This is a genomic window from Rhizobium sp. B21/90, from assembly GCF_019355815.1.
In the GTDB taxonomy this organism is placed as follows: Bacteria; Pseudomonadota; Alphaproteobacteria; order Rhizobiales; family Rhizobiaceae; genus Rhizobium; species Rhizobium rhododendri.
The window spans coordinates 362,780-378,244 of sequence record NZ_CP072164.1; the positions used below are offsets into that span (position 1 = coordinate 362,780).

A 15,465-nucleotide genomic window follows, 5' to 3' on the forward strand; every position below is an offset into this window, starting at 1 on the left:
TTGAACGCGGCCCTGCGTGACGCGTGATTTCATATCTGCGGCTGACCCGGTCGATCTCGACCGTGGTCGTACCGTAGCGTCGAGAGATGTAGTCGGTGGTTTCCGGATCGTTAATCGTAGCGGCGCCCGTATACAAACGAACTTGTTGAAACATATGTGAAATCCGGACACTACGAGTTTAAAAAATTATAGGGTCGACGGTTCGGTTCCCTTCAAAACACGGTAAACGTAGCCTGTGTTCTAACCCTACGGAAGCTATGAGAAGTTCGACCTTACGCCTACGCAGATATCGCCTATCAGTGAAAGAAGTTCGTATCCTGCAGACTCGTTCATTAGATTTTTATTCCAAAATTTGCGAGACCAAAGCGCCTGAAGAAACTCCATTTCCAGAAACTATTGGGAGAAGTTTGTTTTCAAACTCTATTATTTTACTAGATTATAGCCTCCACAGCTTATAGCGCCGCATCGACGGCGCAGGTGACCGGAGGAAGCTAGTTATGTCGCAGTCAAGAGACGCTCTCAAATTCGCCTATTGGGTTCCAAACGTCTCGGGCGGCTTGGTCATTTCCAACATCGAACAGCGGACGAGCTGGACCATCGAGTACAATCGCAAACTTGCGCAAATCGCCGAGGCCAGCGGCTTTGAGTACGCCTTGAGCCAGATTCGCTTCACCGCCGGTTACGGCGCAGAATTCCAGCATGAGTCGGTGGCTTTCAGCCACTCGCTGCTCGAATCCACGACGACGCTGAAGGTGATCGCCGCCCTCCTGCCGGGGCCATGGAACCCAGCTCTCGCGGCCAAGCAGATTGCGACCATCAACCACCTGACAAACGGGCGCGTCGCGGTCAACATCGTCAGCGGCTGGTTCCGCGGCGAGTTCCACGCCATCGGCGAGCATTGGCTCGATCATGACGAGCGCTATCGCCGATCGGAAGAGTTCATCCGTGCGCTGCGCGGCATCTGGACAGAAGACAACTTTACATTCAGAGGCGATTTCTATCGTTTCAACGAATATTCGCTGAAGCCCAAGCCGCTCGATCCGCAGCCTGAAATTTTTCAGGGAGGATCATCGCGCGCAGCCCGAGACATGGCGTCCCGCGTGTCGGACTGGTATTTCACCAACGGAAATACACCGGAAGAGATTGCCAGGCAGGTTGACGACATCCAGGGCAAGGCCAGAGCCGACAACCATTTCGTCCGTGTCGGCGTCAACGCCTTTGCAATCGTTCGTGAAACGGAAGAGGAAGCCAAAGCCGTACTTGCTGAGATTATCGAAAAGGCAAACCCGGAAGCCGTCAATGCATTCGGCCACGAGGTCAAGAACGCCGGCAAGTCTTCTCCTGAAGGCGAAGGAAACTGGGCCAAGTCGAGCTTCGACGACCTTGTTCAGTACAATGACGGCTTTCGCTCCAACCTCATCGGAACGCCGCGACAGGTGGCCGAGCGCATCGTCGCCCTGAAGCGGGCCGGCGCGGATCTGATCCTGCTTGCCTTCCTGCACTTCCAGGAGGAAGTCGAGTATTTTGGCAAGCAAGTGCTCCCGCTTGTTCGCGAGCTAGAAGCGCGGGAAAGCGCACCCGCCATCGCGGCCGAGTAATTAGCTTCACTGCAATGGGTCGCCGGCAGGCGACCCGTTCAACGCCGATCGACTGGTCGGCGAACGAACCCGTGCGACCCCCAGCCATCGATTATCCAGCCAGAAAGCCGCAAATGTACGCCACTACCTATCCGTTGGAGCTGTTCATGGACGCCGCCCCCTCTTTCAGGGCGATATCGGCTGAACAGATCGAGCGCCGCGCAGAGGCTGCGGGAGCGCCGGCCGCGATCCGCGAAGGCGAGTTGCAACTGCACGGCATCAACCTTTCATTCGGCGGCGTGACGGCCCTGACGGATATCGACCTGTCGGTGGCTTCGGGAGAGATACGCGCGATCATCGGGCCCAACGGTGCGGGAAAAAGCTCGCTGCTCAACGTCATCAGCGGTGTGTATCGCCCGGTCCGCGGTCATGTGCATATCAACGGCGTCGGCTACAGACAGGTACCAACGCAGAGGCTGGCTCATCTCGGCGTCGCCAGAACCTTCCAGAACCTCGCCCTCTTCAAGGGCTTGAGCGTGATCGAGAACGTCACGGCGGGCCGGGCATTCAAGACCCGTTCGACCTTCGTCGGCCAGATAGCCGGGCTGGGTCGCTCGCGGGCGGAAGAACGCGACAGTCATGAGCGCGCCGATCGTCTCCTGGAATTCCTAGATCTCACGCATGTCCGCGATCGCCTGGTGTCGACATTGCCCTATGGGCTCCAGAAGCGGGTGGAACTGGCCCGTGCACTGGTAGCCGAGCCGCACATCCTGCTGCTGGACGAGCCTATGGCCGGAATGACCGTCACGGAAAAAGTCGAGATGGCCGGTTTCGTGCGCGCGGCTCGCGACGAATACGGAACGACCATTATCCTTATCGAGCACGACATCGGGGTGGTCATGGATTTGTCAGACCATATCGCCGTGCTCGACTACGGGCGCAAGATCGCCGACGGAACGCCGGATGCCATTCGTTCAGATCAGCGCGTGATAGACGCCTATCTCGGTGTCGCTCCCGAGAACGAGGACGGGGAGGGCATCTGATGGCGGATTTCGACTGGCAATTCTTTTTGGAAGTCCTCATCGGTGGGCTTCTCTCCGGCATCATGTATTCGCTGGTGGCGATCGGCTTCGTGCTGATCTACAAAACATCGGGCGTGCTGAATTTCGCGCAGGGCGCCATGTTACTCTTTGCCGCCCTGACCTTCGTCAGTCTCGTCGAGCGGGGAATTCCTCACTGGCTGGCCTTCCTCATCACCTTCGCGATCATGGTGCTGCTTGGCCTGGCGATTGAGCGCACGGTTCTCCGGCCGCTCACCAACAAGCCGCCGATCACTCTGTTCATGGCGACACTCGGACTGTCGTACGTCATCGAGGGGGCTGCCCAGCTGATCTGGGGCACGCAGGTTCATGGCCTGGAACTCGGGATCGATGATGTGCCGCTGGAATTCGGCGGCGTGCTGGTTAGCCAGTTCGATATCTTTGCGGCCGTCATCGCAGCCGCCATGGTTGCACTGCTCTCCATCTTCTTCCGCTATACGCGGATCGGCCTTTCATTCCGCGCCGTTGCCGACAACCAGTTCGCGGCACTGGCGGTGGGACTAAGGCTTCCATCGATCTGGGCAACGGTGTGGGCGGCCGCCGGGCTCATAGCGCTGGTCGCCGGCCTCCTGTGGGGCGCGCGACTGGGAGTTCAGTTTTCATTGTCGTTGGTCGTTCTGAAGGCCCTGCCGGTGCTGGTTCTCGGCGGCTTCGACTCGATCCTCGGCGCGATCGTCGGCGGCCTCGTCATCGGGGCGGCGGAGAAGCTGGCCGAGGTCTATATCGGTGATTATTTCGGCGGCGGCATCGAGAGCTGGTTTGCCTATGTGGTCGCGCTTGGATTTCTTCTTGTTCGCCCCTCTGGCCTATTCGGTCAGAAACTCGTCGAGAGGGTTTGACCCCATGGCCCTTGTACTTTCCGAAACGAGGCGATTGCCGCAGGTGACAGCGCGATGGCTTCCATTGATCGCGCTGCTGCTGGTCGCCTATGTCGCTGTACCACTGGTAGGCAACAATTATCTGCTGGAAGCCATCCTCCTGCCTTTTCTGGCGCTGAGCCTGGCGGCACTCGGGTTGAACATCCTGACGGGCTACGCCGGCCAGGTGTCGCTCGGCAGCGCTGCCTTCATGGCTGCAGGCGCTTTTGCTGCCTATAACTTCAATCTCCGGGTTCCCGGTCTGCCGTTGATCGCGACATTTGCCCTGGCGGGACTGGCAGCGGCCGCGATCGGACTTGTCTTCGGCCTCCCAAGCCTGCGCCTCAAGGGCTTCTATCTTGCGGTATCGACCCTTGCCGCGCAGTTCTTCGTGCAATGGGCGTTGACGAAGTTCAGCTGGTTCTCCAACGACTCCGCGTCGGGCGTCATCGATGCGCCGCCGCTGAGCATTGCGGGCCTTTCTTTCAACGGCGCTGTCGGTCGCTACCTGTTTTCGCTGACGATCGTGCTGCTGATCACATGGGCGACGGCCAGGCTGGTGGCGTCCCAGACGGGCCGTAATTTCATTGCGGTGCGTGACAACGAGACGGCCGCACGGATCATCGGCGTGCCAGTGCTGAAGACCAAACTGCTGGCATTCGCCATCTCGTCCTTCATCGTCGGTATCGCAGGCGTGCTATGGGCCTTCACCTACCTTAAGACGGTCGAGCCCGCCGGTTTCAATCTCGATCGCAGTTTCCAGATTCTATTCATCGTGATCATCGGCGGGCTTGCTTCGGTGCGCGGAGCGTTCTTCGGGGCAGCACTTATCGTTGTCTTTCCCCTGATCCTCTCGCGGCTGGGCGCCTTCTTCCTCGGTGACGTCTTCGATTCCGGCGTTCTCGACATGAGCCAGCGGGTCATTCTCGGAGCTCTAATCATTCTCTTCCTCGTGCTTGAGCCGGATGGGCTAGCCGCGCTTTCGGATAGAGGTCGACGGCGCATCGGCACCGTATTCCGAGGCGCGTAGTCGCCGCCACAAACAGAACAATTCAAGCTTTCCATCAACCAGGAGCGGCGGCGTGCCGATCCATACCAGGGGTGTGCCCGAAATGACGATCTTCAGTAAACTCAAACTCGCGGCGATGGTGACCGGGATTGCGCTGAGCATAGGGCTTCCCGCCGCCCATGCCGACGAACAGTATTTCCCGCTGCAGAGCTACCGCGTCGGGCCCTATGCGGCCGGCGGTACTGGCTTCTTCGGTGGTTTCATCGATTACCTGAACCTGATCAACACCCGCGATGGCGGCGTCAATGGTGTCAAGCTCACCTGGGACGAATGCGAGACTCAGTACGAGGTCGAGCGTGGTGTCGAGTGCTATGAGCGCCAGAAGAGCCACCCAGACGCCGCCGCCTGGAACCCGCTATCCGTCGGCATTGCCTATGCCATGATCGACCGCGTCACGCAGGACAAGGTGCCGCTGATCACCATCAATCACGGCCGCACGGACTCCACCGACGGCCGCGTCTTCCCCTACGTCTTTCCGCTGCTACTCAATCCCTACAGCGAAAGCTCCGGTATCGTGAACTACATCGCTTCCAAACTTGGCGGCCTCGACAACCTCAAGGGAAAGAAGATCGTCGTGCTCTACCACGGCTCGCCCTACGGCAAGGAAACGATCCCGATCTACGAACTGCTCGCGAAGAAATACGGGTTCGACCTGCAGCAGATCGAAGTGCCCCATCCCGGGAACGAGCAGCAGTCGCAATGGCTAACGATCCGCCGCGCCAAACCCGACTACGTCGTGCTGCGTGGCTGGGGCGTCATGAACCCAGTTGCCCTGAAGACCGCCGCAAAGGTCGGCTTCCCGGCGGACCACATCGTCGGGAACGTCTGGTCGAATTCGGAAGAGGACGTCATTCCCGCCGGCGATGCTGCCAAGGGTTATACGGCGATCACAACACAGGCATCAGGTGCCGAGTACCCCGTCCTCAAAGAGATCGTCAAAACCGTGTATGATGCAGGTAAGGGCAACCTTCAGGACAAGAGCCGCATCGGCTCCGTTTATCACAACCTTGGCATCGTCAACGGCATTCTGAATGTGGAAGCTATCCGCATTGCACAGGCGAAGTTCGGCAATCGTACATTGACCGGCGACGAGGTCCGTTGGGGCTTCGAACATCTGCAACTCGATCCGTCCCGCGTCGAAGCGCTCGGCGCCAAGGATCTCTTTCACTCGATCGATGTCACCTGGGACAACCACGAGGGCAACGGCTACGTGACGTTCCAGCAGTGGGACGGCAAGAAGTGGAACGTCGTCTCCGACTGGATAGCTCCGGACTGGGCACTGCTGCGCCCGATCATCGAGAAGTCATCCGAAGCCTATGCCAAGGAAAAGGGCATCACGGTTCGGACATCAGGCGAAACGCCTGCAACGAACTGAGGCGTCAACGCCTTTTTGTCAGCCGGGCAGCGAGCCTGCCCGGCCGTCGACAGGCTCGCCAATTCGAAGGAGACAATCGTGACCGACATCATCCTGACCGTTTCCGATCTGAGGGCGACCTACAACAATGCCGTCTCAGCTCTTCACGGCGTGAACCTGACGGTTGAACGCGGTGAGATCGTCGCACTTCTCGGCGCCAACGGCGCCGGAAAGTCGACAACGCTCAAGGCGATATCGAACCTCCTTCCGGCGCAAAGAGGGCAGATCACCGATGGCGAGATTCTCTTCGAGGGCATCGATGTCCGCACGATCAAGCCTTCCGAACTCGTTCGCAACGGCCTTGTTCAGGTGCTGGAAGGCCGGCATTGCTTCCGAAGCCTCTCGGTCGAGGAAAACCTGATCTGCGGCGGCCTTGGTCGCGGCAGCAAACGGGTTGAAATCAACGAGGACCTCGAAAAGGTATATGCCCACTTTCCCCGGCTGAGGGAAAAACGGCGGACACTGGCGGGCCTGACCTCAGGCGGGGAACAGCAGATGACGGCGATCGGCAGGGCATTGATGTCCAGGCCGCGCCTGCTCGTGCTGGATGAGCCTTCCATGGGCCTGGCCCCGCTGGTTGTTCAAAGCATCTTCAGGACGCTGCGCCAGATCAACCGAGACACTGGGCTATCCGTGCTCGTGGCCGAACAGAATTCCACCGTCGCATTGAAGTTCGCCGACCGAGCGTCCGTCCTCGAAAACGGCATAACCGTGCTGAGCGGAAAGGCGAGGGAGCTGGCCGAGCGGGACGACGTAAAGACTTTCTACCTCGGCCACAAGGCAATCTCGACTGCCCCAAACAACCAGAACCCCGTCGCCGCCGTCGTCTGAATACGACCGGCCATCATCAAGGAGACGTCCAATGACACTCTCGACCGTCAATACGGAGAATGCCGCCAAGGCCGTGCCGGCCATACCACGACCGGACACAGTGGCGCACATCATCGCGAACGACGCGGAGGCAATTGCGGTTGCCAAGGCGCTGGCGGCCGAATTCGTCAAGGATTCCGCCAGGCGAGATCGCGAGCGGATATGGCCGGTCGCCGAACTCCACGCCTTTTCGCAAAGCGGCCTGTGGTCGATCAACGTGCCAAAGGAATTTGGCGGGCCGCAGGTATCCTACGCCACGCTGGCAAAAGTCATCGAAATCATTTCTGCAGCGGATTCCTCCATCGGACAGGTCGCGCAGAACCATCTGGGCGTAGTTGCCGCCATCCGCACCGTCTCGGACAAGGAACAGCAGGCATTTTTGTTTGGCGAGGTGCTGAAGGGTATTCGATTTGGCAACGCATTTTCCGAATACGGGTCGAAGCGGGCAGTCGACTTCGAGACGAAATTCGTCGACCAAGGCGACCACGTTGTCGTCAGCGGCAAGAAATTCTATTCCTCCGGCGCGCTGCTTGCCCATCTCGTCCCGATCGTCGCCCTCGATGACAAGGGCAGGGCATGGTATGCTATTGCCGAGCGTGATGCGCCCGGGCTGACGGTCATCGACGACTGGTCATCCTTCGGCCAGCGGACCACACTCTCCGGCACGGTGCTGCTCGACAGGGTCAAGGTTCCAAAGTCGCATCTCGTTCCTGGATACAAGGGCTACGAAGTGCCGACTGCGGATGGTGCGATCTTCCAGATCATCCAGGTGGCGGTCGATACGGGCATCGCCCAGGCCGCAATCGATGAAACGGTCAGCTTTGTGCGCACGAAGAGCCGTGCCTGGGTGGACAGCGGCGTCGACAATGCATGGGACGATCCCTATACGATCCAGGCCATCGGGAGCCTGACGCTGCGCCTGCATGCGGCACAGGCTCTCCTCGAAAAAGCCGGCTACGCGATCGATCGGGCAGTCGCAAATCCGACGGTCGAAACAGTCGTCGAAGCGCAGATCGCGACAGCCGAGGCGAAGATAATGTCGACAGAGATCGCCATCGAGGCCACCAACAAGCTGTTCGAGCTGGCCGGAACGCGATCCACGCTCGCTGAACATGGATTGGATCGGCATTGGCGCAATGCCCGCACCCACACGCTACACGACCCAGTTCGCTGGAAATACTCAATACTCGGAAAATACTTCCTCAACGGCGAGAACCCACCGCTTCACGCCTGGAGCTAATTTAATGAATCCGGGCACGGCAGCTATGGCATGCCGTGCCAGCCATGTAACGCCAATTGAGCTGGCAAAATCGTTACTCGGGACGAGATAGATTTTCATTTTGGTATCATAGGTATCGCGTCCGAGGAATGCCGGTCGTGGGTTCGATATGGTTCAAGGCGTACGCATTTTGTTGTGACGCGAAAGGGGGCGTTATGATAGCTCCTTGCTCTCTGGTATTATTCCAGCAAAAGTCGGGCCGTGTTCTCGTCTGTAATGAGCCCATTCGCCAGTCGACCCTTTAACGCGGCCTTCATCGCCTCCGTTCGGTTTGCGCCAGATGCGACGATAGTCGCAGAAAACTTCCGTTTCGCCTATTCACGTTTCCAATGCATAACAGATCCAACATAGACCCGACCGCGGTACGTTAACTCATCGATCGGCTGTACCAAGGCCCCACCAACCGCTACATCACCTTGCGGACCTCCACCTCGAAGATCATGACATGGTCCATAGCGATCTTCTCGGCCCGATCCGCATCCCCTGAGCAAACCGCCTCCAGCATCAGAACCTGCTCGCGAAGAACGTCCTCGAGACGAGGCACCAACGTCGGGTACCGCTTCATCGCCACGTACAGGATCCGTAGCGAGAGGTTGTGATAGTGATCCAGCGTGTCGGAGAGATAGGGGTTCTTCGCCACCTTGTAGATGAAGCGGTGGACGCGCCGGTCCAGGGCCAGGATATCTTCCAGCGCCATCGGACCCGTCGTCTGCTTCAGCTCCTCGATCAACTGCTGCGCCTCGATCCGCTCGAACTCGCGCAGGCGCTCCGCGGCCAGCCGTGTCGCCCATGACTCAATCCTTGCCCGCGCTTCGTAGATCGCCGTCAGATCGTGGATGTCGATCGTGCTGACGAAGGTCCCGCGCCTCGCACTCACGAACACGAAGCCGTCGTGCTGCAGCCGCTGGATAGCCTCGCGCACGGGTGTCCGACCTGCGTCCAGGCGCTTCATGAGCTCGGCTTCGCGCAGAAGCGTGCCGGGCGGGATGGCCGTTGTTATGATGTCATCGCGCAACCGAAGGTAAGTCCTCTCGGCGAGAGTCGATTCTGTCTCTTCGTATTCCGCGTCAAATGCCGCCATGTCTGGCATCTCTCCAATTTCATTGTTCTTATTTCAATCTTCAATGGCAGTTCGGCCCAAAAAATAGGCACGAAACGAATCTGCTTGACTTCGCATCATACGCATATATGGTCAATATATCAGCAATATATAAGCAAAAAGAGAGGGTTTTAAATGAACAGTGCTGAATTTCTGAAAAACACGATGGCAAGCGGCGTTATCGCCCTGGCAGGACTTGGACTGGCAATGGTGACGTTGGCCATGCCGGCGACCGCCAGCGCCGAAGACCTCGAGCTTTTGAAGCCGAATACGCTCGTGGTAACGATCGAGCCCTACATGCCCTACACGGCTATGAAGGACGGCAAGCTCGTCGGCCTCGACAGCGATATCCTTGCGGCCGTCGCCGACAAGCTCGGCCTCAAGATGGACGTCAGCGTGACCGACTTCAACGGAATGCTGGCGTCCGTTCAGACCCAGCGTGCCGACATCACGATAGGCGGTATTGCCTGGTCGGAAGCTCGTCAGAAAGTCGGCCTCTTCACCGATCCTCCCTACTACTCCCCTCCAGCCCTTGCCGTTAAAGCGCCCGCGAGCTTCCCGGATGTCGCAAGCCTCGAAGGCAAAGACCTTGGAACCGTGACCGGCTATGTCTGGGCGAAGTCGATCGCACAGGTTCCCAACGCGAAGCCGCATACGTTCCCGAGTGCCGACAGCGTATTCCAGGATATCGCGGCCGGACGTCTGGACGTCGGCTTTCTCGATCCTCTGCTGATCACCTACCAGCAGCAGCAGCGCCCCGACATGAAGGTCGGCATCCAGTACATGAAGCCACCGACAGCCGAGCAGCTCGCGGCCCATCCGGACTATAAGTATTTCGCTTCCTACATGACCGGCTTCTATCTACCCAAGCAGTCGCCGAAGCTCGCCAAGGCCATCTCGGATCAGATCGACGCCATGTACAAGGACGGCGCGCTGGCTGCCCTGATCACGAAGTGGGGCGGCGACCCCAAGCAATTCCTGGTTCCGTCGCCCGAAATGGCGGCTCAACGCCGTGGCCTCGACCGTCCTGCGGACTGGAACCCGCCCTCGATCGAGAAGTGAGGTCGCGGCATGACGCTCTTGTCATCATTCACGGACATGTTCCAGGTTTCCTGGGGCGACTATGGCGGAAGCATCGCTGGGGGTCTTTTAAAGACCCTCAGCTACACGGTAACGAGTTTCGTCGGTGCGACGGTTCTCGGACTGGGACTGGCGCTGATGAGGCTCAATCGCTCGCGGCTTTTCCGGATACCCGCGGCGTTCTACACCGAGATCTTCAAGAACGTTCCTCTTCTGGCAATCATCTTCCTGACCTATTTCGGCCTGCCGACTGTCGGGGTGAAACTGCAGGTATTCGAGGCGGGCGTGCTCAGTCTGGTGCTTTTTTATGCCGCCTATCTTTCCGAGATCTTTCGCGCGGCCATCGCCGGTGTTCATCGGGGACAGCAGGAGGCGTCTCAGGCGCTCGGTCTCGGACGTGGTAAGACGTTCAGCCATGTTGTGCTGCCACAAGCCGTACGACTGGCGCTGCCGGGAACGAACACGATGTTCGTTGATCTGATCAAGTCGACCTCGCTTCTGGTGACGATCTCCGCCGCAGAACTGATGACGCAGGCACAATTAATCGCTGCGGAAACGTTCCGCGCGCTTGAAGTGTACCTGGTGATCTCAGCCGTCTATTTCGCCATCTGCTACCCGGTCTCGCAGTGCCTGCTCTGGATTGAACGCAGTATCCATGCCGGCGTGCCTTTGTCCCTGGGCAGGAGGCGTCGTCTCAAGCTCGCGAAAGCCCTGCTTGCCGAGGGGAGGTCCCAATCATGACGACGACCCTGACAAAAATCGCTCCCGGAGCGGAGCAGTCGCTCGTCCGTCCGGCCATCAAGATCGATGGCCTGCGCAAGTCCTTCGACGGCCGTCTCGTGCTCGACAGAGTCGATCTCGAGGTTCCTGCCGGCAAGATCGTCAGCATCATCGGGCAGAGCGGTGGCGGAAAAACCACCCTGATGCGCTGCGTCAATCTTCTCGAGCGTCCCGATCACGGAACGATCACCATCGGTGACGAGACGATTTTCTCGGACGGAGAAATAACCTGTCGCAGCCTTGCCAAGCTTCGGCAGCGTGTCGGCATGGTGTTCCAGCGGTTCAACCTCTTCCCGCATCTGACCGCCGTGGAGAACGTGGTTCTTGCCCAGATGCATGCCGCCGCGATTGACGAGAGTGAGGCGGTCCAGAGGGCGGTCAAGCTCCTGACACGGGTGGGGCTTGGCAAACGTGCCATGGCCTATCCGGAACAGATGTCGGGTGGCGAGCAGCAACGTGTCGCGATCGCGCGCGCACTGGCGCTCGATCCGACGGTGTTGCTGTTCGACGAACCGACGTCCGCGCTGGACCCTGAGTCGACCGGCGAGGTACTCCGGGTCATGCGCGAGCTTGCGACCGACGGCATGACGATGATCCTGGTCACCCACGAACTTCCCTTCGCGAAGGAAGTCTCGGATTGGGTGGTGTTCATAGACGGTGGCCGGATCATCGAACAGGGAACGCCCGGCGACGTTCTCGACCACCCGAAGGAAGCGCGAACCGCCGCCTATGTCGCGCGCTATGCCTCCCTAGGCTAGGCCGCAATAGGACGGGGCATAGCCTGATATCACAGCCCCCGTTCTCTATCTTTTAAGCATATCGCGTCATTGCAACGTCCAGGCGCGGGTATGCGGGGGCTGTGAAGTCCCTTCCTCCGAGGCAAAAGCAGATTTGATGGAAATCATAAAAACAGATATCGCCGTCGTCGGCGGCGGCGTGATCGGTCTGGCAACGTCTATCAGGCTACGGGCCGATGGCCGCGACGTCGTGCTGATCGAGCCGAACGAACCGGGTTCGGGAGCATCCTACGGCAACGCGGGAACAGTGGCAGATTATGCGATACTCCCTGTCGGCACACCCGCCGTCCTCAAGAACCTGGCTTCGCTGCTTTTCAATGCAGACAGTCCGCTTTCCATCCGGAAGGCGGCATTGCCCACTCTTTTCCCGTGGTTGATGCGCTTTGCCTACGAGTCGCTGCCGCACAGGTACAAGGACAATACCAGCCGTATTGCCGACCTCCTGTCCGAAGCTGCGACGGAATGGCTTGATATGGCTGCGGAGATCGGTGCATCCGCGCTGCTAAGCGGAAAGGGATGCCTCTACCTCTACCAGACGCCACAGTCGTTCAGCGCGGCGTCTTCCGACATCGCCCTTCGCCGGCAGTACGGCATCTCGCAGGAACTGCTCAATCCGGACGAGGTTCGACGTCTGGAGCCACATCTGCCGCCGGTGGAGGGTGGAGGCCTGTTTTTTCCGAAGGCAATCAATTTCACCGATCCCGGCATGGTCATGGCCGAGATGGCGGCCGCGGCTAAGCGGGCCGGCGTTCAGTTCGTTCGCGACACCGTCAAGACGATATCGCGGGAGCGCTACGGCGTGAAGATGGCTGCACCGGACCATATTATCCACGCACGCGCGGCCGTGATCGCCGCAGGTGCCTATTCCGGCAATCTCGCCCGGCAGCTCGGCGAGCCTGTGGCGCTCGATACCGAGCGGGGGTATCACCTCGAGTTCGACATGGACACGATGCCTGTCGAAAGGCCGGTGTGCCCGACCCATCATGGTTTCTACTTCTGTCCGATGAGAGGCCGCCTGCGAGTTGCCGGCACCGTCGAACTCGGTGGCATAAACGCTCCGCCCAATCCAAGACGCCTTGAGGTCCTGCTGGCCAACGCGCGTCGGGTCTTCCCGGAGCTCGGCGAACCAAGCCGCACGTGGTTGGGATTCCGGCCATCGATGCCGGATTCGGTTCCCGTCATTCGTCCATCCCGGGGTGGCAAGGATGTCATCTTCGCTTTCGGTCATGGGCATATCGGTCTGACGCTGGCGCCGAGAACGGCACGCATGGTCAGCGCGATGCTGGCGGCCTGACAGATTGGGAGCTAACCGTGGCCTATAAAACCGTTCTTTCAAATCAGACCTGGGCTTTCCGGGACCTGAAGGATCTAATGGCAAAGGCGACACCGCTTCGCTCCGGAGACCTTCTGGCAGGCGTGGCGGCCGGTTCGGCAGAGGAGGGTGCTGCGGCACGCATATGTCTTGCCGATGTTCCGTTGAAGACGTTCCTGGCGGAATTGCTGATCCCCTATGATGACGACGAGATCACCCGTCTGATCGTCGACACGCATGATGACGCAGCCTTCGCGCCCGTCTCCCACATGTGCGTCGGAGATTTCCGTGACTGGCTCCTCTCCGATCATGCGACGACAGAGCGTCTGACGCGACTTGCGCCGGGGCTCACGCCCGAAATGGTGGCGGCCGTCTCGAAACTGATGCGCAACCAGGACCTGATCCGGGTCGCGAGCAAGACGAGCGTCATCAAACGCTACCGTAGCACCGTCGGCCGTCCGGGAACGATGGCGACCCGACTTCAGCCGAACCATCCCACGGACGATCCACGCGGCGTCCTCGCCACGACCCTGGAAGGATTGGCCTACGGTTGCGGCGACGCGGTGATCGGGATCAATCCCGCATCGGATTCGCCTGCCGCGGTCGCAGAGATCGTTCATCTTCTGGACGAGCTTATCCGGCGTTTCGATATTCCGACCCAGTCTTGCGTCCTCACCCATGCCACCACGTCGATAGGACTGATCGAGAAAGGCGTGCCCGTCGATCTCGTCTTCCAGTCCGTGGCGGGGACGGAGGCTGCGAACAGTTCCTTCGGGATCTCGTTGTCGATACTCCGCGAGGCCCATGAGGCAGCCATGTCGCTTTCTCGCGGAACGGTCGGGCAGGACGTGATGTATTTCGAAACGGGCCAGGGATCCTGCTTGTCGGCCAACGCCCACCATGGACTCGATCAACAGACCTGCGAGGCCCGTGCCTACGCGGTCTGCAGACCATTTTCGCCTCTCCTCGTGAACACCGTGGTCGGGTTCATCGGGCCGGAATACCTCTACGACGGAAAGCAGATCATCCGTGCCGGATTGGAAGACCATTTTTGTGGAAAGCTGCTCGGCGTGCCGATGGGTTGCGACATCTGCTACACCAATCACGCGGAGGCGGACCAGGACGACATGGACGTGCTGCTGACGCTGTTGGGTACGGCGGGCAGCAATTTCATCATCGCGGTTCCGGGCGCAGACGATATCATGCTGAACTACCAGTCGACGTCGTTTCACGACCAGCTCTATGTCCGCGATCAGCTCGGCCTCAAGCGCGCGCCTGAATTCGCAGAGTGGCTCGACAAGATGGGAATGACCGACCCCTCGGGACGGCTGACGCCGATGGGACAAGACAATCCGCTGATATCGGACATGGTCAGGCTCGTATCATGACAAACGACGACAAGGATCTGCAAGCATTTTCATCGTCCGCCGTGATACCCGACCGGCTCAACGTGCCGTCGGGAGTGACCAGTGCCAGGCTGGCGCTCGGGAGAGCGGGATCCGGCATGCCGACCCGCTCGGTCCTGAGCTTCGCGCTCGATCACGCCCGGGCCCGCGACGCGGTCCACCTGCCTCTTGATTTCGACGTCCTCGAGCAGAGCTGCGCCGGGCTGCGCTTGGAGATGGTGAGGGTCGATAGTGCCGCCGCCGACCGACAGAGCTATCTCAGGCGCCCCGACTATGGTCGCCGCCTCTCGACAGGTTCGCGGGAACTGCTGGAAGCCCGTTCGCGGCGCCCCCACGATATCCTTTTAGTGGTCGGCGATGGTCTTTCGTCGATCGCGGTCCAGGCAGGCGCCGCAACCCTTTTGCGCAGCCTGGTGGCACGCTTGAAAGCCATGAAGCTCTCTATCGGGCCGCTCGTCTTGGCCAGCCAGGCACGCGTCGCACTTTCCGACGAGATCGGCAAAGTTCTGGGCGCCCGCGCATCCATCATGATCCTCGGAGAGCGCCCTGGGCTTTCCGCCGCAGACAGTCTCGGCGCTTACCTGACCTGGAAGCCTGGCCCGTACAGGACGGATGCCGATCGCAATTGTGTGTCGAACATCAGATCTGGAGGGTTGGACCCGGAGGCTGCCGCGTTCAAGCTGAGTTGGCTGGTCGAGCGCGCCATCGCTTTAGGTCTGACGGGTGTGCAATTGAAAGACGAAAGCAGACCGGTTCAACTTTCTTTACCTTCACGGCCTGGGTATCGTGATCCGAATTATTAGACGGTAGCCTCCGTTCTGCTGT

15 protein-coding genes and 1 pseudogene are annotated in these 15,465 nt (G+C 59.6%); 13 read left to right on the forward strand and 3 right to left on the reverse strand.

Annotation, left to right across the window (positions count from 1 at the left end; genetic code table 11):
* Position 1: 1 nt before the first annotated feature.
* Positions 2–121, reverse strand: a pseudogene (locus tag J5278_RS31390) (type IV secretory system conjugative DNA transfer family protein); the annotation flags it as partial.
* A gap of 376 nt (positions 122–497) precedes the next feature.
* Here J5278_RS31390 and sfnG point away from each other — a divergent pair.
* From sfnG to J5278_RS27595, 7 genes are all read left to right on the forward strand, one after another.
* Entirely contained in the window at positions 498–1,598 is a 1,101-nt protein-coding gene (gene sfnG / locus J5278_RS27565; protein ID WP_219259292.1) for a dimethylsulfone monooxygenase SfnG, read from the forward strand.
* A 146-nt stretch (positions 1,599–1,744) separates the two neighbouring features.
* Positions 1,745–2,620, forward strand: a complete 876-nt coding sequence (locus tag J5278_RS27570) for an ABC transporter ATP-binding protein (RefSeq protein ID WP_257623495.1) — start codon at positions 1,745–1,747, stop codon at positions 2,618–2,620.
* On the forward strand, positions 2,620–3,516 hold the full coding sequence (locus tag J5278_RS27575) for a branched-chain amino acid ABC transporter permease (protein ID WP_219259296.1): 897 nt from the start codon (positions 2,620–2,622) through the stop codon (positions 3,514–3,516). Before J5278_RS27570 ends, J5278_RS27575 begins: the two co-directional genes overlap by 1 nt.
* A gap of 4 nt (positions 3,517–3,520) precedes the next feature.
* On the forward strand, positions 3,521–4,564 hold the full coding sequence (locus J5278_RS27580) for a branched-chain amino acid ABC transporter permease (protein WP_219259298.1): 1,044 nt from the start codon (positions 3,521–3,523) through the stop codon (positions 4,562–4,564).
* A gap of 82 nt (positions 4,565–4,646) precedes the next feature.
* The gene (locus J5278_RS27585) at positions 4,647–5,978 is read left to right on the forward strand and encodes an ABC transporter substrate-binding protein (protein WP_219259442.1); all 1,332 of its coding nucleotides are present in this window, start codon (positions 4,647–4,649) and stop codon (positions 5,976–5,978) included.
* Between the two features lie 78 nt (positions 5,979–6,056).
* Complete coding sequence (locus tag J5278_RS27590) at positions 6,057–6,848, forward strand: ABC transporter ATP-binding protein (protein ID WP_257623496.1); 792 nt, start codon at positions 6,057–6,059, stop codon at positions 6,846–6,848.
* 31 nt (positions 6,849–6,879) lie between these two features.
* Positions 6,880–8,127 carry an SfnB family sulfur acquisition oxidoreductase gene (locus tag J5278_RS27595; protein ID WP_219259299.1) on the forward strand — a complete coding sequence of 416 codons (1,248 nt, stop codon included), beginning with the start codon at positions 6,880–6,882 and terminating at the stop codon, positions 8,125–8,127.
* A gap of 218 nt (positions 8,128–8,345) precedes the next feature.
* Here the strand turns inward: J5278_RS27595 and J5278_RS27600 are convergent, their stop codons facing one another.
* Together J5278_RS27600 and J5278_RS27605 are read right to left on the reverse strand one after the other, a co-directional pair.
* Positions 8,346–8,423: a sugar-binding domain-containing protein gene (locus tag J5278_RS27600; protein ID WP_219259449.1), complete on the reverse strand. Its 78-nt coding sequence runs from the start codon at positions 8,421–8,423 to the stop codon at positions 8,346–8,348.
* A gap of 149 nt (positions 8,424–8,572) precedes the next feature.
* Positions 8,573–9,247: a GntR family transcriptional regulator gene (locus tag J5278_RS27605; protein ID WP_219259300.1), complete on the reverse strand. Its 675-nt coding sequence runs from the start codon at positions 9,245–9,247 to the stop codon at positions 8,573–8,575.
* Positions 9,248–9,400: 153 nt separating this feature from the next.
* Here J5278_RS27605 and J5278_RS27610 point away from each other — a divergent pair, with 153 nt between their 5' ends.
* The 6 genes from J5278_RS27610 (at position 9,401) to eutC (ending at position 15,443) form a co-directional block, all read left to right on the forward strand.
* Entirely contained in the window at positions 9,401–10,327 is a 927-nt protein-coding gene (locus tag J5278_RS27610; RefSeq protein WP_219259301.1) for an ABC transporter substrate-binding protein, read from the forward strand.
* A 9-nt stretch (positions 10,328–10,336) separates the two neighbouring features.
* Complete coding sequence (locus tag J5278_RS27615; RefSeq protein ID WP_219259302.1) at positions 10,337–11,086, forward strand: amino acid ABC transporter permease; 750 nt, start codon at positions 10,337–10,339, stop codon at positions 11,084–11,086.
* Positions 11,083–11,883, forward strand: coding sequence for an amino acid ABC transporter ATP-binding protein (locus tag J5278_RS27620; protein WP_257623497.1), 801 nt, complete (start codon positions 11,083–11,085; stop codon positions 11,881–11,883). The genes J5278_RS27615 and J5278_RS27620 overlap by 4 nt, the downstream gene beginning before the upstream one ends.
* A 136-nt stretch (positions 11,884–12,019) precedes the next feature.
* Entirely contained in the window at positions 12,020–13,216 is a 1,197-nt protein-coding gene (locus tag J5278_RS27625) for an FAD-binding oxidoreductase (protein ID WP_219259303.1), read from the forward strand.
* Positions 13,217–13,233: 17 nt separating this feature from the next.
* Entirely contained in the window at positions 13,234–14,622 is a 1,389-nt protein-coding gene (locus J5278_RS27630) for an ethanolamine ammonia-lyase subunit EutB (protein ID WP_219259304.1), read from the forward strand.
* The gene (eutC, locus tag J5278_RS27635) at positions 14,619–15,443 is read left to right on the forward strand and encodes an ethanolamine ammonia-lyase subunit EutC (protein WP_219259305.1); all 825 of its coding nucleotides are present in this window, start codon (positions 14,619–14,621) and stop codon (positions 15,441–15,443) included. The genes J5278_RS27630 and eutC overlap by 4 nt, the downstream gene beginning before the upstream one ends.
* The last annotated feature ends 22 nt before the right edge of the window (positions 15,444–15,465 follow it).

Bases quoted from the DNA above. Each gene is read 5' to 3' on its own strand.
- J5278_RS27580 (WP_219259298.1), top strand. From the start codon at position 3,521: ATGGCCCTTGTACTTTCCGAAACGAGGCGATTGCCGCAGGTGACAGCG.
- J5278_RS27610 (WP_219259301.1), top strand. From the start codon at position 9,401: ATGAACAGTGCTGAATTTCTGAAAAACACGATGGCAAGCGGCGTTATC.
- J5278_RS27570 (WP_257623495.1), top strand. From the start codon at position 1,745: ATGGACGCCGCCCCCTCTTTCAGGGCGATATCGGCTGAACAGATCGAG.
- J5278_RS27585 (WP_219259442.1), top strand. From the start codon at position 4,647: ATGACGATCTTCAGTAAACTCAAACTCGCGGCGATGGTGACCGGGATT.
- J5278_RS27575 (WP_219259296.1), top strand. From the start codon at position 2,620: ATGGCGGATTTCGACTGGCAATTCTTTTTGGAAGTCCTCATCGGTGGG.
- J5278_RS27625 (WP_219259303.1), top strand. From the start codon at position 12,020: ATGGAAATCATAAAAACAGATATCGCCGTCGTCGGCGGCGGCGTGATC.
- J5278_RS27605 (WP_219259300.1), bottom strand. From the start codon at position 9,247: ATGGCGGCATTTGACGCGGAATACGAAGAGACAGAATCGACTCTCGCC.
- J5278_RS27620 (WP_257623497.1), top strand. From the start codon at position 11,083: ATGACGACGACCCTGACAAAAATCGCTCCCGGAGCGGAGCAGTCGCTC.
- J5278_RS27615 (WP_219259302.1), top strand. From the start codon at position 10,337: ATGACGCTCTTGTCATCATTCACGGACATGTTCCAGGTTTCCTGGGGC.
- J5278_RS27600 (WP_219259449.1), bottom strand. From the start codon at position 8,423: ATGAAGGCCGCGTTAAAGGGTCGACTGGCGAATGGGCTCATTACAGAC.
- J5278_RS27595 (WP_219259299.1), top strand. From the start codon at position 6,880: ATGACACTCTCGACCGTCAATACGGAGAATGCCGCCAAGGCCGTGCCG.
- eutC (WP_219259305.1), top strand. From the start codon at position 14,619: ATGACAAACGACGACAAGGATCTGCAAGCATTTTCATCGTCCGCCGTG.
- sfnG (WP_219259292.1), top strand. From the start codon at position 498: ATGTCGCAGTCAAGAGACGCTCTCAAATTCGCCTATTGGGTTCCAAAC.